The organism is Daejeonella sp. (assembly GCF_049655485.1).
In the GTDB taxonomy this organism is placed as follows: Bacteria; Bacteroidota; Bacteroidia; order Sphingobacteriales; family Sphingobacteriaceae; genus Daejeonella.
Window position 1 is genome coordinate 1 of sequence record NZ_JBASJU010000067.1, and the last position, 20,566, is coordinate 20,566.

Here is a 20,566-nt window from a genome sequence, read left to right on the forward strand (position 1 = left end):
ATTTAAATGATCCATTGTACCTTGAATCTTTCGTACGGTCGAACAAGTCCAAAGTATACATTGTTGGTTTAAAGCGTTTGAAGGGGCGGCCATTAGCCACATCACGTTGCGTACCTTTGATTCCAGCATCATATTCCATTAGAAAATACAAATGACCGCTGTTTCCGCCACCGTTAGTTAATAGATCGTTAGTATACTGGACAGACCAGACTACTTCAGAGTGCTCTTGCTTAGCCTGATCAAAAACATCAGCAAACACAGGCAGTAATTTAAGACCATAATTTGCAATAACATTCTTGGCAAGAACTGCAGACCTTTGGTAATCATCTGCTTTAGCAGCAGACGGGATACTTGCTCTGGTCAATAAAACTTTTGCAAGCATATGTTCCGCTGCAGCTTTACTAGCCCTTCCATAATTATTTTGCTTGACAGGTAAAGCAGTAATAGCCGCTTCAAGATCAGCCACTATCGCGTCATATACTGCTTTCACCGGGGACCGGCTTGCTGTCGTTTGAACGCCAGTAGTTTCTTTTAAGCTCAAGTGGATCGGCCCAAAGGTTTGAACCAGAATAAAATAATAATGTGCGCGAAGAAACCTTGCTTCTCCTACACGCTGAGCCTTCAAAGCATCCGGCAAACTTGCTGCAGGTGCGCGATCTATTACTGTGTTTGTTGTATTAATTGCCCGGTAAAAGTCATTCCATAAATCCCTGATATAATCTACCTGGGAATTAAGATTTGGTGTATAGTCGTTGACATATTTATAACTGCCATCAGCACCTTTTGTATAAGTATCTGTCCCGAAAACAGTTAGAGTGAAGCCTCTTTGTGTACCGTAATAACTGCGGAGCGGCTCATAAGAAGCTTTAACCGCATCCTCAAAACCAGCGGCTGACTCATAGTATTCCGGTGTTATGTCAGAAACAATGTTTTCTTCAAGTACTTTCTTGCACGACTGACTTACTAAAGCCAATCCACACATCAATAAAAATATCTTCTTCATGGAATAATTCTTTTAAATTAAAATTTAGCATTCAATCCAAATAAAAACTGACGGACTGAAGGCGTACCAACACCTACTTCATTTGTCTGTTCACGGTTATTGTTTCTGCCGCGTGCCTGCTCCGGATCTAAATTATCTCCGTACTGCGAGAATATGAACGGATTTTGTGCACTTGCATATAATCTCAAAGTAGACAATTTGAGCTTATTCGTGAAGGTCGTAGGGACGTTATATCCCAGGCTAATGTTTCGTACTTTAATGAATGATCCATCAAAATAAGATAGTGTGCTATTGTATAGCGGGTTTTCCTGATTTTGGTTTGGTCGCGGAAAAGCATTAGTAGGATTTTTCGGGGTCCAATAATCTACATTTAGATTATTGTAACGTCCCGCAAGCGCCATTACACCACTAGTGTATAAACTACTCCGGACCATGCTTCCTTGTCTTGCGAAAACGAATACAGATAGGTCAACACCTTTATAGGCGAAGCGATTAGTAAATCCGCCCGACCATTTCGGAATATCCGATCCGAGAATAATCCTATCAAGTGCATTAATAACACCATCATTGTTCTGATCTTTCACCCGGATTTCACCTGGCTTTTGTTTATACTTCAATGCCTCCGCGGCCTGATCTGTTTGCCATATACCCAATTTTTCAAAATCATAATAAACGGTTAACGGCTGACCTATGAAGTAAAGGCTTCCCACATCATCCTTTTTCCCACTGTAAATTTCAACGATCTCTTCTTTATTACTGTTTACATTGAAATCTGTAGTCCATTGAAAACCATTATCACCTCCCTTATCGATATTGACCGTCGACACGGTGAATTCAATTCCTCTATTCCGGCTTTTACCAACATTCTGTAATACACTTCCAAATCCACTGGTAAAGGGTAAATTTCTCGGCATCAACAGATCATAAGTATCCTGTTCATAAACTTCCATGGATCCGGAAATTCGGTTATTCAACAGTCCAAAATCAAGACCGATGTTAGTACTTGCAGTTGTCTCCCAGCGCAGGTCCTCATTAACCAGAGCATTTGGTCGATAACCGAAAGCTCCGGTAGAGCCAAATGAGTACGTTGTCCGGCTTAAAGATCCCTGGGTTGCATATGGATTAATTCCTTCATTCCCTGTAAGCCCGTAACTGGCCCGTAATTTCAAATTCTCAATGGCACCGATATCTTTCATAAAAGGTTCTTCGCTAATTCTCCAGGCGAGAGCTACGGATGGAAAGAAACCGTATTTTTTGGTATCACCAAACAAACTGGTTTCACCCGCAAACTTAGAAGACCCATCGATTCTTGTTGTCAGAGTTAAGAGGTACTTATCTTTGAAACCATAATTAATACGGCCCATGTAGGATAATAATCCGCTTTCATTCAAATCACTGTCTACACCTTCAATGGTTGGAGCAGAAGACAGCTTATAAAACAATTGGTATTCGTAAGGTAAGCCACTGGCCCTGATGCTTGAGAATTCATTTCTTTGCTTTTGAACGCTAAATAAGCCTGTAACATTCAGGTCGTGAACTTTATTAAATTTCTTACTGTAGTTTAAAATATTCTCAACAGTATATGAGAATTGCTGATTATTATCGGTCCGTGCGAAGGCAGTCCCATTACCCCTGGCATTTGTTAAGCTAGCCTGGAACTGACCGAAGCGGCGGACAGAATAATCAGGACCAAAATTCAAGCGATAAGTCAAGCCATCCAATATTTTATATTCTCCAAAAATACTGGCGAAGATTCGCGCACGGCGGTTTTCATCGATCAGGGCATTTTCCTGAACTTCAAGTAATGGATTCGTCTGTGCTCCATCTGAAGTATTCCTGAACAATAAATTGCCACTTTGATCAAATGGTACACCAAGCGGGTTTTCTCTTAAAGTAACACCCCATGGGTTGGAGCCAATATTTTGCTTATTTAAACTTGTTAATAATGACACCCCAAACTTAACTTTAGTGTTTATTTGCTGATCTAAATTGACACGAAGATTATCGCGATTGAAGTTCTGCCCAATTTGTATCCCGTCATCATAAAAATGATTAAATGATACGGAAAAACGGGTTTTATCGCTTCCGCCTGAAATACCCAGCTGATAGTTTTGGATTGAACCAGTTTTACTTATATAGGATTGATAGTCAGTGCTGCGACCGAGGGCTAGTGATTCCTGCTCTATAGCTTCAAAAAGAGCTTTATCTGCTGCAACAGGATCTGCATCATTATACTGTCCGATTGCACGGCGTGATTCGCGCTTATATTCTGCGAACTGCTGGCCGTCCATGATATTATAAAGACTGATTGGCTCGGAAACCCCGTAATAACTATCAAAGTTGATACTGGTTTTTCCAGGAACTCCCTTTTTGGTAGTAATGATGATGACCCCATTTGCGCCTCTGGATCCATAAATAGCCGTCGAAGAAGCATCTTTCAGTATCTCCATTGACTGGATATCCTGAGGGTTAATGTCGTTTATCCCACCTGAAAGAGGAATTCCATCAACCACATATAAAGGGTCATTCCCCGCATTAAATGATCGGCGTCCTCTTATCCGAACGTTAACACCATCACCCGGACGATTACCGGAAGATAAGACTTCCACACCAGCAGCCCTACCTTGCAAAGCCTGCTGGGCATTGGTGATCGGCAACTCGGAAATTTCTTTTGCAGAAACAGACGAAATTGCTCCGGTAACCTGGCTTTTCGTTTGTGTACCGTAGCCTACAACCATAACCTCATCTAATGCCTGCGAATCCTCAATTAATGTGACATTTATTGTACTCGCCCTTGTAAAGGTTTTTTCCTGAGTAATAAATCCAAGAAAAGAGAAAACTAACGTTCCACCATTTTCCGGGACATTTATGGTATAGCTGCCATCCATTCCTGTAGTGGTGCCCATATCTGTCCCTTTTAACCTAACACTGACTCCTGGCAGGGGTTCACCGTTTGAAACTACTTTCCCTGTAATTGGCCATGTCAAAAGTTTGACTTCCTCCGCTCGGGTTGCAATCCCTAGATTGCGAGTTTCTGATGCCTTACCTGCTGCAGATGTCGCTTGCCAAAACATCATGAGAAAAAGAATAAAGCAAAGCTTTCTTTGCATGATTTGTAAAAATTTTGTCATATAAACAGATTTTTAATTATTAAGTAATAAACCTCTAATCACAGTCGTTCTTGCAAAAGGCGTTGTGCTTTATTTGGTTATAAATAGAAATTAGATGATTTTACAATTGGCAATTTTTGTTTCCTAAACAGATGTAATTCCCCTTAGAAGATATTCTCGTAAAACAAGTCTAAGAAGTAAATTCTATAAATAAGACGATACACCTATAAAAATTTATGCAATCGTTGCCGGATTAATTTGGTGAAACGAAATTCTATCCGGAGTAATCTTACAAATTCCGGTTTTGAATTAATTTTTATCATTCCAAATCACTTCTTTAAGAATTTACATCGTATATTATAATAACAGAATTACTATCTTTCGAAAAACTGATTAGTTCATATTCATACTTCAACTCGGGGCGTCAACAAGCTCAAAAGTGCAGATTAATGGAATAGGGAACGTATATTAAAGGAAATCCGAATGATCAAGTCAGCAACCTTAAAAGATATTGCAACGGCATTAGGCCTATCTCCCTCAACAGTGTCCAGGGCATTAAGAGATGGTTACGAGATTAGTGTGGAAACCAAACAAAAGGTTAACGATTATGCTAAGAAGATTAACTACAACTGCAATCTCGTTGCTTTAAGTTTGAAGAATCGCCGAAGCTATTCAATCGGCGTTGTTTTGTGTGAAGTGTCTAACAATTTCTTTTCCCAAACAATTAATGGAATCGAATCGATAGCCTATGAAAAAGGTTATAATGTAATAATCTCGCAAAGTCATGACTCTTATGAAAGGGAGGTTATGAATGTGAACCATCTGGCCAACAGATCTGTGGATGGTTTATTAATTTCGATGGCAGCCGAAACTGCAGACTTTTCGCACATAACCGATCTGCATGAAAAAGGATTGCCCATTGTGTTTTTTGACAGAATTATCGATGAAATAGAAACCCACAAAGTAACATCCAATAATTTCCAGGGCTCTTTCCAGGCAACTGAAGCTTTAATCAAAGCTGGGAAAACCAGAATAGCTCATCTTGCGAATTCCCCTCAGTTATCTATAACCAAAGAGCGGCTTAGCGGATATAAAGCGGCTCTGGAAAAATATAACATTGAATTTAATCCGGCTTATGTAAAACATTGCCATCATGGAGGAAGGCTTCAGCACGAAATTGAAGATGTTGTAAAAGCGTTTTTACAGATGGAAGAGAAGCCTGATGCGGTGTTTGTTGCCAGTGACCGCCTTAGTGTTTGCTTCCTTACGGCAATTAAAAATTTCAATATAGATCCAGGCGAAATTGGAATAGCAGGTTTTTCCAATTCTGATGTTATTGAATTGATGCAACCATCATTTTCTTATGTAAGGCAGTCGGCCTTTGAAATGGGACAGGTTGCAACACAAATGCTCATACAATTAATCGAGAGCAAACATCCGGTTACTGAATTTGAAAAAAGGGTATTCGATACTGAAATTTTTTTAAATAAAGCTAATGTTCTCAATGGACCCCAAATAATCCGGTGAACTTTATAAAGTTATAAGAACCTGGTTTATTTTCGATTAAATGCACTTCACTTCCTGAGTAAAATACGCGGTCGTCCATTACATGTTCCGGCAACGTTTGCATAACTATTCTCATAGATCTTAATGGCTTTTATTTAAAAACTGTGTAAGATTGCTTATCAATACACATTTAACAAACAGCCCTCTTTGTAAAATCTGTCCCGCTATACCTCGAATTCGTTGCAGCAATAGGCTAAGGACTAAACAAATTCTATTTTACATTTATGCTGGGATAAGTAAACCTCCATGAAGCTCAATAAAGCAAACTTAATTAAGTTCGATCAGCCTTCAAATATCACCGTTCCACCTTTGGACATATTTGAATTGCCTGAAAAGGTCCTGCAATTTGGAACAGGGGTTCTACTTCGTGGATTACCGGATTATTTTATTGATAAAGCAAACAGGCAGGGAATCTTTAATGGAAGAATAGTTGTGGTCAAGTCCACCAGCAAAGGCGGAATATCGGAATTTGATCAACAGAACTGTTTATATACGATTTGTGTCCGGGGCATAGCTAACCAGGAAAAAATAGAAGAAAATATAATTTCTTCTTCAATAAGCAGGGTTCTCGACGCATCAAGAGAATGGGATAAAATTCTGGAATTTGCCAGCACCCCGGACCTGGAAGTAATAATTTCAAACACTACCGAAATAGGGATCAAACTCGTGGAAGACCAAATCACGGAGTGCCCTCCAATTTCTTTTCCAGGTAAACTACTAGCTGTGCTTCATAGAAGATATGAACGTTTTGCAGGTGATAAGACCAAGGGCCTGGTTATATTACCAACCGAACTTATCCCTGATAATGGCAGGAAATTAAAAGAAATAGTTGTTGAACTTGCCCGGCAAAATGAACTTGATCAAGATTTTATTAACTGGTTGACGGATTCTAACCACTTTTGCAACACACTGGTTGACAGGATTGTCCCAGGTAAACCTCTTCGTGCTCTTGAAAGTCAGTCAGCCCCAGCCGTCCTATATGAAGATGAACTGACAATCGTAGCGGAAGTCTACAAATTATGGGCGATTGAAGGGGATGAACATGTAAAAAATGTACTTTCCTTCGCCTCAGCAGACCCAGGCATTATTATTTCTCCTGATATCGAGATCTACCGGGAGCTGAAATTACGGCTGCTCAATGGAACCCATACATTAAGTTGTGGACTCGCTTTTCTGGCAGGAATTAAAACTGTAAAAGACGCTATGGATAATGTAGCAGTGTCATTTTTTATTTCCAATTTGATGCTCAAAGAAATTTCAGGAGCTATTCCATATCCTGTGCCTGCCGAAAAAGCTATTGAATTCAGCAACGATGTGATTGACAGGTTCAGGAATCCCCATATTGAACACTATTGGCAAACTATCTGTACCAATTATACAGCCAAGGTCTCAATGAGAGTGTTACCTGTTTTGAAAAGATATTACGAGTTGTTCGGCCAAGCGCCACACCGTATAGCTTTCGGATTTGCTGCTTACATCCTCTTTATGAGAGTTACTCTGTTTGAACATGGCTCTTATTATGGTGAACTCAATGGAGACAAGTATCTCATTGATGATGATAAAGCACCTTTGTTCTTTAAGTATTGGCAAAACAAACAAATTAAAAACTTAGTGACCGAACTCTTCACTGATCAGGATATATGGCAAACAGAGCTTTCGCAATTCCCAGGATTCGCCGAAGCTGTTATCATTTATTTAGAAGACATAATGAAAAATGGAGTGCTGGAAGCGCTTGGCAGGTTAGATACAAAGGAATTACCTGCATGAAGTGAAACCTGCTTTCCCTAATATTCACCGAGACGATATTTGGTTTAGTTGCATTAGCCGACCTTAGAAAAGGGGCCATATGACAAATGCCGAAGTTGAAACACTGAATTTTCCGTTAAAATATTAACAATAAAGAAACGCCAGAATGAAAAAGTTTTTAGATGAAAATTTTCTACTCCAAACCAAAACCGCTCAGCAACTTTACCACGATTTTGCCAAGGAGATGCCCATTATTGATTATCATTGCCATCTCCCCCCCGATCAGATAGCAGAAGATACTCAGTTTGAAAATATAACCCGAGTCTGGCTTTATGGCGACCATTATAAATGGCGTGCGATGCGCACAAACGGGATTGATGAAGCCTACTGCACCGGTGATAAAAGCGATTCAGATAAATTCCAAAAATGGGCAGAGACAGTGCCCTATACTTTAAGAAATCCCTTGTATCACTGGACACATTTAGAGCTACAAAGGTATTTTAATGTTAACGAGATTTTATCCGGTGACAATGCAATGGATATTTATGCCCATTGCACACAAAAGCTGCAAACCCCCGAATTTTCTGTAAGGAATTTATTAAGGAAAATGAATGTAGTGAACGTATGTACCACGGACGATCCCATCGATTCACTGGAGCATCATCAAAAGTTGAAAAGTGATAACTTTGAAATTAAAGTGCTCCCAGCTTTTCGTCCTGATAAAGCGATGAATGCAGACGATCCTCAGGAACTCACGAATTATATAAAAAAACTGGAAGAGGTTAGCGGAATTTCTGTAAGCAATTACGAGGATTATCTAAAGGCCCTTAAGAGCCGCCATGATTATTTCGCGGAGAACGGCTGCTCGGTTTCTGATCATGGACTTGAATATATTTTTGCTGAGGATTATACCGAACAGGAGATCAAAAATATTTTCAATTCTTTAAGAATAGGGAGAACAGTAAGCCCAGCAGAAGCCTTGAAATTCAAGTCGGCTTTGCTGTTTGAATTTGCCTTGTGGGATCACGAAAAGGGCTGGGTTCAGCAATATCACTTAGGTGCGCTGAGAGGCAATAATACCCGAAAACTTAAGGAACTAGGCCCGGATACCGGCTGGGACTCGATTGGAGACTTTAGTCAGGCAAGGTCTCTTTCCAAGTTTCTTAATAAACTTGATCAGGAAGATCACCTGGCAAAAACAATACTTTACAATTTGAATCCTGCGGACAATGAGATGATTGCCAGCATGATAGGTAATTTCAACGACGGATCGGTTGCGGGCAAGATCCAGTTTGGCTCTGCATGGTGGTTCCTTGATCAGAAAGATGGAATGGTCAAACAACTTGATACGCTATCTAACATGGGTTTATTAAGCCGTTTTATTGGAATGATTACTGATTCCAGAAGCTTTTTATCATATCCCCGCCATGAATACTTCAGACGAATATTATGCAATTTGATCGGGAAAGACGTAGAAAATGGGGAACTTCCGGCTGATATAAACTGGTTAGGCAAAACGGTTCAGGATATAAGTTATAATAATGCCAAAACCTATTTTAATTTCTGAAATGCAGCTGATCAATTAATGCCAGACGAATTAAATTAATTCCATCCTGGTTTTTAAAAGCCGTGGAATAAAATTTCAGGAAATTCATTACGCTTCTATATCCAGGATTTCGAAGTGTGAACGGTATGAGCTGACTAGCAAATGGCAGTACGACCCTATCCCTGAAATTTAATTTTTATCTTGCAGCCGGCATCAACTAATTGAATAGCATGGAAGATAATGCCCAGCTAGAACTGGCTTTTAACTTCGTACAATATACGAACAGGAACATTTTTCTCACTGGCAAAGCTGGTACTGGAAAGACTACCTTTTTGCATAATCTCAAAAAGGAATCTCCAAAACGCATGACTGTTGTTGCACCTACAGGGGTAGCTGCTATCAACGCTGGCGGCGTTACAATAAACTCTTTTTTTCAGCTTCCTTTTGGGCCCTATATCCCGGAAACTTCTAATAAAAATGGTCAGCATAAACGCTTCAATAAGGATAAAATAAACCTTATAAAAAGTCTCGATCTGCTTGTAATTGACGAGATTAGCATGGTCAGAGCCGACACACTAGACCATATAGACGAGGTACTAAGACGCTATAGACACCATGACAAGCCATTTGGTGGCGTTCAACTTTTAATGATCGGAGACTTGCATCAACTTTCACCGGTTGTAAAGGAGGAAGACTGGTATCTTTTGAAAGACTATTATCCGAACATGTTTTTTTTTAGCAGCAGGGCTTTAAGTAACACCAAGCCCGTTAGTGTTGAACTGAAACACATCTACCGACAGGCTGATGGTAAATTCATAGACCTCCTGAACAGTGTCAGGAAAAATGAAATTGACCAAAACGTACTGAACAAGCTCAATGAGAGATACATCCCCGATTTTCATCCCCGCGATGACGAAGGTTATATAATACTAACTACCCATAACAAAACGGCCAGCGACATAAATGAAATAAAACTTTCGGAAATAGAAAAACCGGGAAAGATCTTTACAGCACATATCCAGGATGATTTCCCGGAATATTCCTATCCCACTGTTCCTGAACTCGAAATAAAAACAGGAGCACAAGTTATGTTTGTGAAAAACGACTCGTCACGCGACCGCTTATATTACAATGGCAAGATAGGTATTGTCATCAATATCGATGGTGACACCATTTTCGTAAAATGTCCGGGTGATTTTTCAGAAATAGCGGTAACGCCGGTCGAATGGACTAATATTAAATATGCGCTAGACCCACAGACTAAAGAAGTTAAGGAAACGATAATTGGCACATTTACCCAACATCCCCTAAAACTTGCCTGGGCAATTACTATACATAAAAGCCAGGGCTTAACATTTGAAAAAGCAATTATAGATGCAAACCTGGCTTTTGCCCACGGGCAGGTATATGTTGCATTAAGTCGTTGTAAGAGTTTTGAAGGGATGGTTTTACGCTCGCCTATAGCATTTAATAGCGTTAAGACAGATGGAACAGTGGCGGAGTATAGCAGAAACGCCAATGAAAACCAACCAAATGAACAAGATCTTAATGATGCAAAAATTGCATTTCAGCAAGATTTGCTTTTCGAACTGTTTGATTTTACCGGTGTAAAAGGTTATTTCTTTCAATTAAGAAAACTTTATGAAGACCACCATACCATTCTGGATCCTGGCTTCAATAATTCACTTTCAGAACTAAAAAGTGCTTTTGATAAGAACATTTTTGAAGTAGCTGAAACATTTAAACGTCAAATAAAAAGCATGCTTGGTGAAAATTCCCTGCCCGAAGAGAATTCCGAGCTTCAGGATAGAATTAAAAAAGCCAGTAGCTATTTCCAAGGGAAATTAGCGGCAGAATTAAAATCAGATTTACTGAAATTTAATACTGATACAGATAATAAAGCTGTCAAAACAACTTTAGACGAAATAGCTGAAGGATTGTCGAAAGAGGTAAATGTGAAACTAGCTCTAATGAAACTGTGCTCGGGCGGTTTTTTCACATCTTCCTACCTCAGGACGAAAGCTGATGCAGAGATTGATCAATCAGTCACGAGAATAAATAAAACTCCGACAACAGCTGTATCGAAAGGCATTACCCATCCCGGCTTGTATAATTCCCTTAAAAAATGGAGAGATGAACTTGCGGCTGAAAAAAATGCACCTGTCTACCTGATCCTTGCTCAGAAATCAATCCTGGAACTAGTAAAAATCCTTCCTTCCACAATGTCAGAACTGGAAACCATAAATGGCATTGGAAAAATGAAGGTCAAGCAATTTGGTGAGGATATTCTAGAAATCATCGGTTCATATTGCAGGGATAATGGGGTTGAACGGGGAACACTCGACATACCGATTAAACAAATCCGGGTAAAGCCGGACACCAAAAAAGTTTCTTTCGACCTTTTCAGGTCCGGAAAAACCATTTCAGATATTGCTGTAGCGCGAAGTCTTACAACGGGCACAATCGAATCACATCTGGGTAATTATATAATAACAGGTGAAATCTCTGTTTTTGACTTAGTTCCCAAAATTAAAGTAGCTCGAATAATGGCATATATCGTTCAAAACCCTGGAAAATCAACTTCCGAAACTAAAAACGAACTTGGCGAAAGTACCTCATATGCCGAATTAAAGGCGGTAATGAACCATCTCCAGTATATCCAGAATCAAGAATCTTAGAAAGCTAGCAGTAGGTATACTCGGGGAAAATTTTTATAATAATGCAACGTAAGCTTCTAGTACTGCGTCATATTAAAACACGATAGAAAACCCAGTATTAAGCCAAATCAAATGTTATGAAAAAGAAAATATTCTCTCTCATGTTGGTCTTCCTTATTGCCGCTGTAATGCCTGAAGCAAGAAGTGTAACTTCTGCCAGCCCACTTTCTAACAGCGTTATTAGTCTGGTATTCGGTAAAAGCTTAAGTCATAGTTCAGCCCGAAACAAAAGAGTAAAGAAAAGAAAAATCAAAAAAGCTGTAAGAAAGGTCGCCAGAGTGTATCGAAAAGGTAAAACTGATCGATCCAGCATCAAGAAATCACGGAAAATCCAGCGTCAGGCCCGGCGAATAATCAATATTTTCTAAATATGAAATGTGTACAAAAAGCTTGTACGCATTTTCTTCTGTTTAAGCTATACTAGTTTGCCGTCCAGGTATTATTAGCAGAATTAGAGTCAGGCATTACCTTATCCGGATCCGAAATCACAGTCTTAATTTCTTCGTTGGACGGATAAAGGAATGTAAATCTTACATTTCGTTGCCATACTTCAACAGGCAATTTAATTCTGTCGATTTTGCCGCTTTTCGTTTCGATTTGGAGGATTGTGGGCATCGCCATTTTCTCAAGGTTATCCAAGGTAATGTACGCACCCTGTTTCGGGTCATTCTTAACATATGTAACACCAGCCACGGCCTGGTCCAGTTTCCAATTATTAAAGAACCACCCACGCCAGAACCATGCAAGATTTTCACTGGTTACATTTTCTATCGTCCTAAAAAAGTCATCTGGTGTCGGATGTTTGTAAGCCCAACGTCGGATATATTCCTTAAAAGCCCGATCAAAGCGTTCCTGACCTACGATTTGTTCGCGGAGGAGTATAAGCCCAGCGGCTGGCTTATAATAAGCGAGATATCCAATACTGGATTCCTTCATATTATCAGGACTGCTCATAACGGGTTCGAAAGCGGGATTGGTGAGCAATTTTCCATAAGCATGCCAATCATAAGGCTTTGATTTATACTCCCCATTATTAAACTGATCATTGGTAATTGAGTTTATAAAGGTCGTGAATCCCTCATCCATCCAGGCATGGATTCGTTCGTTCGAACCAACGATCATCGGAAACCAGGTATGCCCGAATTCGTGGTCTGTAACGCCCCATAAACCGACACTTTTTGCAGTTGCGCCACAAAACACGATTCCCGGATACTCCATTCCGCCCACATTCGATGCCACATTGGTCGCAGTTGGATAGGGGTATTCCAGCCATTTCTTCGAATTAAACTCATTTGATGCTTTGTTGTATTCAGTAGAGCGGCCCCATGCATCAGGACCATCACTTTCGACAGGATAAGCAGAAATAGCCATCGATTTTTTTCCGCTTGGGAGATTTATTCTCGCTGCATCGATAATAAATGCTGCAGAAGTCGCAAACGCAGCATCCCGGGCATTCTTCAGAACAAACTTCCAGGTTAGTTCTTCCTTACCTACAGGTCGGGAATTTACATTTGTAACTTCGGATGCTGACCTGATCATTACAGTTTTATCACTTTGAGAAGCCGCGGCCCATCGCTGTTGCTGTTCCGAAGTATAAACCTCTTTAGGATTGATTAGTTCACCTGAGCTCACCACGATATGGTTTGACGGAACTGTTACGTTTATTTCATAATCGCCATAATCGAGGTAAAATTCACTAGGGCCTATATAAGGGATGGTATTCCATCCTGACACATCATCATAAACACACATTCTTGGATAAAACTGTGCGACTGAGAATATCTTTCCGTTTTTTGTATCAAGAATACCCATACGATCAGATCCGTATTGGGGCGAAACAAATGAATACTCTATTTTTAGTTGCAATTTTCCTCCTGATGCGGCAAGCTCAGAGGGAAGATAGATTTGCATACGGGTGCCTTCAATAAAATATTCAGGATCTTTTTCGACAGATTTACCACTTAACGTCTCTATAATTCTAATTGATTTTATTTTATATCCTGCATCAAATTTCTGCCCATGAGATCCGCTCCGGCTCCCTCCTGGAGGAACCAGGGCGTGACCTCTAGAATCTTCCTTAAATAAATTTTGATCGAGCTGCATCCAGATAAATGACATCTTATCCGGGCTATTATTCGTGTAGGTTAATATCTCGGTTCCCGAAATCTCATTTGTTTGTGGGTTCAGACGAATAGATAACTTATAATCTGCCCGGTTTTGCCAGTATTTAGGTCCTGGCTGTCCGCTTGCTGATCGGACGTCATTTCCGTTTTTAGTATAAAAAATAGGCCCAAAAGCATCATGATAGTCATATTTGCTGGCAGGCTGGGCGGGAAGGTTCTGCCCAGTTGTTGTTGTTTGTTGAGAAATAGCGTCGTATACCGCGCTGAACAATATCAACGCCAGTGTAAAGATTTTTAATCTGCCCATCGGAATAAATTTAAAGGGACAAATTAAGGAATTAATTATACATGAGCGATTCTCCAGCCAATTAAGCTATCGTAAACGCTGTCTGATAAGCATCCTGATCGAAACCAAGCAGTATTCCTTTATTCGTTTCGATAAGTGGACGCTTTATAATGCTCGTCTTTTCCTGCATTAGTTTCAAAGCTTCAGATTTGGAGTTGATTTCTATTTGTCTTGCCGGGTCGAGTTGCTTCCAGGTTGTTCCCCGCTTATTAATAAGAGCTTCCCAACCCAATTCCGAACTCCATTCGTCCAACTTTGAATCCGTAATACCCAACTTTTTAAAGTCGTGAAATTCATACTCTACGTTGTTCTCCTTTAGCCAGTCAAGAGCCTTTTTAACTGTATTACAATTTTTGATTCCGTATACCTTCATGGCACAAATATAGAGATTACTGCAAATGATTGAGATCAGGCTACTTATTAAAACGGGTCATGGTGAGTTCAGGCCCTACGCTTATAAAACTCTTTATCATTTCAACTGATCTGTCGATTAAACCTGGCAACTCGGATTGTTCATCAGAGTCAAAGCCACTTAAGACATAATCAACCTGCCGACCTTTTGCATAATTATCCCCGACCCCGAACCGAAGTCTGGAGTAGTCTGAATGACCCAGGGCAAGTTCTATACTCTTTAAACCATTATGTCCTCCGGCACTTCCTTTTGGCTTAAGTCTTATAGTACCAAACGGAAGAGCAATTTCATCAACAAGAATCAACACATTTTCCACAGGTACCTTTAAATCATGCATCCAATAATTAAGAGCCTTACCACTCAGGTTCATATAGGTGGTCGGTTTAATCAAATGAATTTTTCTTCCTTTAAGGCCAAACTCAGTGTAGTAAGCGTGCCTCATATTAAAGAAAGAAGAATGCTCCTGTTTGGCTAGTTCATCAGCGATCATAAACCCAATATTGTGACGCGTATCTGCGTACTCAGGTCCGATGTTTCCTAATCCTACAATAAGGTATTTCATACGAATTCAAATATGAAGAAATAATATGCCTGTTTGTATAAAAAAAAAGTCCCGGATTGCCCGGGACTTTTAAAAGATATCCTAAGATAACTTATTTCTTCGCGTCGTTTTCTGCTTGTTTCAAAGCACGGGACATCGTTACAGAAACTATGGTATCCTCAGCATTATTGGTTACCTTGAAATTATCAAACTTCAACTCCCCTACTCCGACTGATTTACCTACGTCAAGTTTTTCGATACTTACTTCTACGTACTGAGGCATGTCTTTCGGCAGAGCCTTTACACGTAACTTGCGTAGTTTTTGAACTAATTTACCACCGATTTTAACACCTGGTGAAGTACCTGTAAGTTTCACAGGAATCTGCATTACTACAGGTTTTTTCTCATCAAGTTCTAAAAAGTCCACGTGAAGTGGCTGATCAGTTAATGGATGAAAATGTACATCCTGGATAATAGCCTGTGTTTTCACACCATCTACTTCCAGCGCAACGAATGAAACTTCTGGTGTATACACCAAACCTCTCAAATCAGATGCAGACACAGAAAAGTGGATTTGATTTTTTCCACCATAAAGAACTGCAGGCACTTTACCTTCGTAACGCAGCTCTTTAGCGTCTCTTTTCCCTACGTTCTCCCTCGGAGAACCGCTAATAGCAATTGATTTCATATTATTTATTGTTGTTTGTTATTGGTTGTTAGTTGTTGGATACCCAACCTCCTAAAAACGTCTTTATTATCTTTGTCGTCCTACCCACCAATCACAAGGTCTTCGTCACACTTGATTGACACAACAGTCTTGATTCTTGGTTCTTGGTTCTTGACTCTTTTTTAATCTATATTAAATAAAGCACTCATTGATCCATGTTCATTAACATTTGCAATTGCTCTGCTAAAAAGATCAGCAGTTGAAAGTACCTTAATCTTTGGACTGGTCTTTCTAGCAGCAATTGTATCAGTGACGATCATTTCAGCTAAAGCTGAGTTCTCAATAGTTTTATACGCATCTCCAGATAAGACCGGATGAGTACACACTGCTCTCACACTATTAGCTCCATTTTCCATGATCAGTTCAGCGGCTTTCGCTAATGTTCTTGCAGTGTCGCAAATATCGTCAATCAATACAACGTCTCTTCCCTCGACATCACCTATAATTGACATAGATTCGATCTCGTTTGCTCTTTTTCTCTGTTTATCACAGATAACAACCTCTGCATTAAAGTACTTTGCGAAAGTCCTCGCCCTATAGGATCCACCCATATCTGGCGATGCTATGGTCAAATTTGGAAGGTCAAGACTTTTGATATGCGGAACAAAGATCACAGAAGCGTCCAGATGGTCTACAGGGATGTCAAAAAATCCTTGTATTTGAGCAGCATGCAAGTCCATAGTCATAATTCTATGCGCTCCAGCCGCGGTAATTAAGTTTGCCATCAATTTCGCTCCAATAGCAACCCTTGGCTTATCCTTTCTATCCTGCCTTGCTAATCCAAAATAAGGAACGACCACAGTAATATAATGCGCAGAAGCCCTCTTCGCTGCATCAGTCATCAACAGCAACTCCACCAGGTTATCGTTGGGCTGGTTGGTTGACTGAATAAGGAAGACATCACAACCTCGAACTGACTCGTTAAAATGGGGCTGAAATTCGCCATCACTAAACCTCGAAAGTACCACATCGCCTAAGCTTTTACCATATGAGGCTGCTATTTTCGTAGCCAGGTCAACGGTACCAGAACCGGCAAATAATTTGATCGGATTAAAGGATAAGGGCATTTTTGTTTCGGATATCGATGATTAAAAACAGATATTCAATATGTCTGGCCTGAAGGCCATATTATTAATGTAATTCCGAAACTCGAAATTCTATGGTTGCCCGACCAGGATTCGAACCTAGACAAACTGCACCAAAAACAGTCGTACTACCATTATACTATCGGGCAATCAAAATCAAAAAGAAGGTCTTTTTGAAATGGAATGCAAATATAGCTTGATATAATTTAAAGTGCAAATGAAAAATTGATTTTTTGTAAGAACCGAAGTCGGAGGTCTGAAGTCGGAGGTCTGATGCAGACGCCTAAGACCTGAATACACCACATATCATTGATTATACTCTCCAGATTGAGCACTTCCTACTTCTAAGTTTCCTAGTTCAGACCTCAGACTTCGGACTTCAGACCTCAGACTTCCGACCTCCGATTAGTTAATTAGTGTTAAACCTTAGTAACATTCTATATCAAATTCACTATTTTCGGCAGCAATATTTGATCAATAAATCTATGACTTATAATAGAACCAATAATTTGTTGGGATGGCTTAGTTTCCTAACAGCATTAATTGTATATACACTTACTCTGGAACCAACCACAAGTTTCTGGGATTCAGGAGAGTTTATCGCTTCAGCCTATAAGTTGCAGGTAGTACATCAGCCTGGCGCACCATTATATTTAATGGTAAGTAAAGTCTTTTCTTTGCTAGCCGGAGGAGATACCAGCCGTGTCGCTTTCTGGATAAACATGGGATCCGCGTTGGCAAGTGCTGCGACAATTCTATTCCTCTTCTGGACGATAACGGCTCTTGCCAGAAAGATTATAGCTAAGCCTGGTGTTAGTATTACTATGGGAGAAATGGTTACTATTATGGGATCAGGACTCGTTGGAGCACTTGCATATACTTTTTCAGATTCCTTCTGGTTCTCCGCAGTTGAAGCTGAAGTTTATCCCCTTTCCTCACTATGTACCGCAATCGTGTTCTGGGCTATTTTAAAATGGGATCAGCATGCCGATGAACCTTATGCTGACAGATGGCTTATTTTCATAGCGTATGTTATGGGACTTTCAATTGGGGTCCATCTGTTAAATCTGCTTGCTATTCCAGCAATTTCCCTGGTATATTATTTCAGGCGATCGACTACCAGAACATCTTCTGGAACACTTCTTAGCCTGCTTGCAGGAATTGTTATACTCGCTTTTATTCAATACGGTATCGTCCAATATTCCATAAAATTCGCTGCCTATTCCGACCTGTTTTTTGTTAATACACTAGGACTGGGTTTCGGAACAGGTGTCGGCTTCTTTGGCATCCTCGTAATTACCGCGCTCACAACGGGTATTCTTTATACGATTAACGGTCAAAGGCCCTACCTACTTGCTGCAATAAGTTCTTTTGTTGCTCTAATGACAATCGGAGGAGGCATAGGTGGACTAATCGTATCTGCGATTATTCTGGTGATACTTGAATATGTTCTGAAAATTCGGGAGAAAAGAAGAGTACTTAATCTCGCATTAATATCTGTCGTATTCATAATATTCGGTTATGGATCTTTTGCAATGATTGTAATCCGGGCCAAGGCCGACCCAACGTTAAATAACAACGATCCTGATAATGCATTCTCGCTGTTAAGCTATGTAAATCGTGAACAGTACGGTGATCGTCCGTTGGCTTATGGCCAATATTTCGATTCCAAGCCAATTGACAGTAAGCAAGGTGATATAATTTACAGAAAAGGGAAAGAAAAATATGAGTCTGCCGGACAGAAATTCGAGCGAGTATATGACAGGAATACGATTCTACCTAGGATGTATAGTGACGACCCACAGCATGCCGCAACCTACCGGGATTGGATGGGTTTGAGCGAAACAGAATCGCCTACTTTCATTGACAACATCGGTTTCCTAATGAGTTATCAAACCGGCTTCATGTATGCACGTTATTTTGCCTGGAATTTCATTGGCAGGCAAAACGACGAACAGGGTCATGGTAATTACACGCAGGGAAATTGGTTATCTGGTATTAAATTTATAGACAACCTACTTTTAGGCGGCCAATATAACTTGCCATCGAGCCAGACTGAAAACGCGGGCTACAACAGATTTTATTTCCTGCCTTTCATTCTGGGTATCATTGGAGCTCTGTGGCACTTTAAGAAAAATCAAAAGGACGCAGGAATTGTAGGACTACTCTTCTTCTTCACCGGGGTCGCTATTGTTTTATACCTTAACCAAAATCCACTCCAACCGCGGGAAAGAGATTATGCATATACCGGGTCATTCTATGCTTTTGCAATATGGATCGGTTTAGGAGTTGCAGGTATTGCAGATTTTCTCCGGAGTAAAATCAATGCGCCTAAGGCCGCGGTGTTGGCCACAATAATTGGGCTCCTTGCAGCTCCCGTGCTTATGGCTAAAGATGGCTGGGATGATCATGACCGTTCTTCAAAATATGCCGCCCGCGATATGGCGGTCAATTATCTCGAGTCCTGCGCCCCTAATGCTATCTTATTCACTTATGGTGATAACGATACCTATCCGTTGTGGTATGCCCAGGAGGTGGAAAATATTCGCCCTGATGTAAGGGTCGTCAACCTCAGCTTACTTGGAACAGATTGGTACATCCGACAAATGAAAGAGAAAGTGAATGAAGCAGAGGCGCTGCCTATTACGATGGCGAATGAAAAATTCGTTCAAGGAGTTCGTGACGTTATGGGATATCAGGATTACCAGGTGGCAGGCGCTGTAGAACTTGAGAACCTTTATGAAATACTTACTTCAGAAGAAGAAGCTGATAAAGCTACTTATCAAGATGGGTCAAAGGAAAATTTCCTGCCAACTAAGAACTTTAAAATTACAATTGATCCTGCTCAGGTAATAGCAACCAATACTGTCCCCCTTGCTAAAAAAGACCAGATTGCTCCATCAATCAGCTGGTCATACAACAAAAATTATGTAACTAAAACTGAGCTCGCACTTATTGACGTTTTGGCCCACAATGACTGGAAGAGGCCGATTTATTTCGCTATAACAGTTCCATCCGATAATTATATAGGCCTTGATGATTATCTATACAATGAAGGTTTTGCGTACAGGCTACTTCCACTAGTGCCTCCGGCTGCCGATTCAGCTGCAACCGAAAAACCTGAACTGACCAACACAGATATTATGTATAATAATATGATGACGAAGTTTAAATGGGGCAACATGAAGAATGCTACTTACCTTGATCCGGAGTCATTGCGTATGAGTTTTACCATAATTAACCATTTCAATATCCTTGCGGAAGAATTATTTAAACAAGGCAAAATCGACCAGGCACGTAAAGCACTTTTAAAATGCATTCAGGTTGTTCCAGACAACAACTATTCCTTAAACTTCACTATCCGGAAATTTTATATGGCAGAACTGCTCTATAAAGTAAAAGAACCGGCTAAGGCCAATGAGCTTGTTTCAAACACAGTAGACTACATTGAGGAAGAGTTACAGTATTTGGCGGCAATAGCTCAGACAAAAGAGAACCTCAATGAACGTGAAATGCAACTAGGGATGTATGTAATATCTGAAATGGTGAAACTTACAGCTTTTCACGGTCAAACTGAACTCAACAAGAAACTGCAAGAAAGATATAAAGCTTTGGAAACTAAGTTTATGGGGGTTAGATAAGAG

13 protein-coding genes and 1 tRNA gene are annotated in these 20,566 nt (G+C 40.2%); 6 read left to right on the forward strand and 8 right to left on the reverse strand.

Going from position 1 to position 20,566, the window contains the following annotated elements:
• Positions 1-1,003 (reverse strand): RagB/SusD family nutrient uptake outer membrane protein (locus WBJ10_RS02995; RefSeq protein WP_424288072.1); only part of this gene is annotated, 1,003 nt, incomplete at its 3' end.
• Positions 1,004-1,020: 17 nt separating this feature from the next.
• Positions 1,021-4,134 carry a SusC/RagA family TonB-linked outer membrane protein gene (locus WBJ10_RS03000; protein ID WP_424288073.1) on the reverse strand — a complete coding sequence of 1,038 codons (3,114 nt, stop codon included), beginning with the start codon at positions 4,132-4,134 and terminating at the stop codon, positions 1,021-1,023.
• Positions 4,135-4,596: 462 nt separating this feature from the next.
• Between WBJ10_RS03000 and WBJ10_RS03005 the strand changes: the two genes are divergently transcribed.
• From WBJ10_RS03005 to WBJ10_RS03025, 5 genes are all read left to right on the forward strand, one after another.
• Positions 4,597-5,640 (forward strand): LacI family DNA-binding transcriptional regulator, encoded by a 1,044-nt coding sequence (locus WBJ10_RS03005; protein WP_424288074.1) that lies wholly within the window; start codon positions 4,597-4,599, stop codon positions 5,638-5,640.
• Between the two features lie 285 nt (positions 5,641-5,925).
• On the forward strand, positions 5,926-7,446 hold the full coding sequence (locus WBJ10_RS03010) for a tagaturonate reductase (protein WP_424288075.1): 1,521 nt from the start codon (positions 5,926-5,928) through the stop codon (positions 7,444-7,446).
• 145 nt (positions 7,447-7,591) lie between these two features.
• Positions 7,592-8,992 carry a glucuronate isomerase gene (gene uxaC, locus WBJ10_RS03015; protein ID WP_424288076.1) on the forward strand — a complete coding sequence of 467 codons (1,401 nt, stop codon included), beginning with the start codon at positions 7,592-7,594 and terminating at the stop codon, positions 8,990-8,992.
• Positions 8,993-9,201: 209 nt separating this feature from the next.
• Entirely contained in the window at positions 9,202-11,649 is a 2,448-nt protein-coding gene (locus tag WBJ10_RS03020) for an HRDC domain-containing protein (RefSeq protein ID WP_424288077.1), read from the forward strand.
• A 116-nt stretch (positions 11,650-11,765) separates the two neighbouring features.
• Positions 11,766-12,056, forward strand: a complete 291-nt coding sequence (locus tag WBJ10_RS03025) for a hypothetical protein (RefSeq protein WP_424288078.1) — start codon at positions 11,766-11,768, stop codon at positions 12,054-12,056.
• Between the two features lie 52 nt (positions 12,057-12,108).
• Here the strand turns inward: WBJ10_RS03025 and WBJ10_RS03030 are convergent, their stop codons facing one another.
• The 6 genes from WBJ10_RS03030 to WBJ10_RS03055 all read right to left on the reverse strand — a co-directional run bounded on the left by WBJ10_RS03030 (position 12,109) and on the right by WBJ10_RS03055 (position 17,071).
• Complete coding sequence (locus WBJ10_RS03030; protein WP_424288079.1) at positions 12,109-14,118, reverse strand: M1 family metallopeptidase; 2,010 nt, start codon at positions 14,116-14,118, stop codon at positions 12,109-12,111.
• 61 nt (positions 14,119-14,179) lie between these two features.
• Positions 14,180-14,530, reverse strand: a complete 351-nt coding sequence (locus WBJ10_RS03035; protein WP_424288080.1) for an ArsC family reductase — start codon at positions 14,528-14,530, stop codon at positions 14,180-14,182.
• A 40-nt stretch (positions 14,531-14,570) separates the two neighbouring features.
• On the reverse strand, positions 14,571-15,131 hold the full coding sequence (pth, locus tag WBJ10_RS03040) for an aminoacyl-tRNA hydrolase (RefSeq protein ID WP_424288081.1): 561 nt from the start codon (positions 15,129-15,131) through the stop codon (positions 14,571-14,573).
• A gap of 91 nt (positions 15,132-15,222) precedes the next feature.
• Complete coding sequence (locus WBJ10_RS03045) at positions 15,223-15,798, reverse strand: 50S ribosomal protein L25/general stress protein Ctc (protein ID WP_424288082.1); 576 nt, start codon at positions 15,796-15,798, stop codon at positions 15,223-15,225.
• Positions 15,799-15,959: 161 nt separating this feature from the next.
• The gene (locus WBJ10_RS03050; protein ID WP_424288083.1) at positions 15,960-16,904 is read right to left on the reverse strand and encodes a ribose-phosphate pyrophosphokinase; all 945 of its coding nucleotides are present in this window, start codon (positions 16,902-16,904) and stop codon (positions 15,960-15,962) included.
• A gap of 93 nt (positions 16,905-16,997) precedes the next feature.
• A tRNA-Gln gene (locus tag WBJ10_RS03055) sits at positions 16,998-17,071 on the reverse strand.
• Between the two features lie 336 nt (positions 17,072-17,407).
• Here WBJ10_RS03055 and WBJ10_RS03060 point away from each other — a divergent pair.
• Positions 17,408-20,563 (forward strand): protein O-mannosyl-transferase family, encoded by a 3,156-nt coding sequence (locus WBJ10_RS03060; RefSeq protein WP_424288084.1) that lies wholly within the window; start codon positions 17,408-17,410, stop codon positions 20,561-20,563.
• The last annotated feature ends 3 nt before the right edge of the window (positions 20,564-20,566 follow it).

What these genes read in the sequence shown, in the direction of transcription:
- WBJ10_RS03000 (WP_424288073.1), bottom strand. Translation starts at nt 4,134, where the DNA reads ATGACAAAATTTTTACAAATCATGCAAAGAAAGCTTTGCTTTATTCTT.
- WBJ10_RS03005 (WP_424288074.1), top strand. Translation starts at nt 4,597, where the DNA reads ATGATCAAGTCAGCAACCTTAAAAGATATTGCAACGGCATTAGGCCTA.
- WBJ10_RS03010 (WP_424288075.1), top strand. Translation starts at nt 5,926, where the DNA reads ATGAAGCTCAATAAAGCAAACTTAATTAAGTTCGATCAGCCTTCAAAT.
- uxaC (WP_424288076.1), top strand. Translation starts at nt 7,592, where the DNA reads ATGAAAAAGTTTTTAGATGAAAATTTTCTACTCCAAACCAAAACCGCT.
- WBJ10_RS03020 (WP_424288077.1), top strand. Translation starts at nt 9,202, where the DNA reads ATGGAAGATAATGCCCAGCTAGAACTGGCTTTTAACTTCGTACAATAT.
- WBJ10_RS03025 (WP_424288078.1), top strand. Translation starts at nt 11,766, where the DNA reads ATGAAAAAGAAAATATTCTCTCTCATGTTGGTCTTCCTTATTGCCGCT.
- WBJ10_RS03030 (WP_424288079.1), bottom strand. Translation starts at nt 14,118, where the DNA reads ATGGGCAGATTAAAAATCTTTACACTGGCGTTGATATTGTTCAGCGCG.
- WBJ10_RS03035 (WP_424288080.1), bottom strand. Translation starts at nt 14,530, where the DNA reads ATGAAGGTATACGGAATCAAAAATTGTAATACAGTTAAAAAGGCTCTT.
- pth (WP_424288081.1), bottom strand. Translation starts at nt 15,131, where the DNA reads ATGAAATACCTTATTGTAGGATTAGGAAACATCGGACCTGAGTACGCA.
- WBJ10_RS03045 (WP_424288082.1), bottom strand. Translation starts at nt 15,798, where the DNA reads ATGAAATCAATTGCTATTAGCGGTTCTCCGAGGGAGAACGTAGGGAAA.
- WBJ10_RS03050 (WP_424288083.1), bottom strand. Translation starts at nt 16,904, where the DNA reads ATGCCCTTATCCTTTAATCCGATCAAATTATTTGCCGGTTCTGGTACC.
- WBJ10_RS03060 (WP_424288084.1), top strand. Translation starts at nt 17,408, where the DNA reads ATGACTTATAATAGAACCAATAATTTGTTGGGATGGCTTAGTTTCCTA.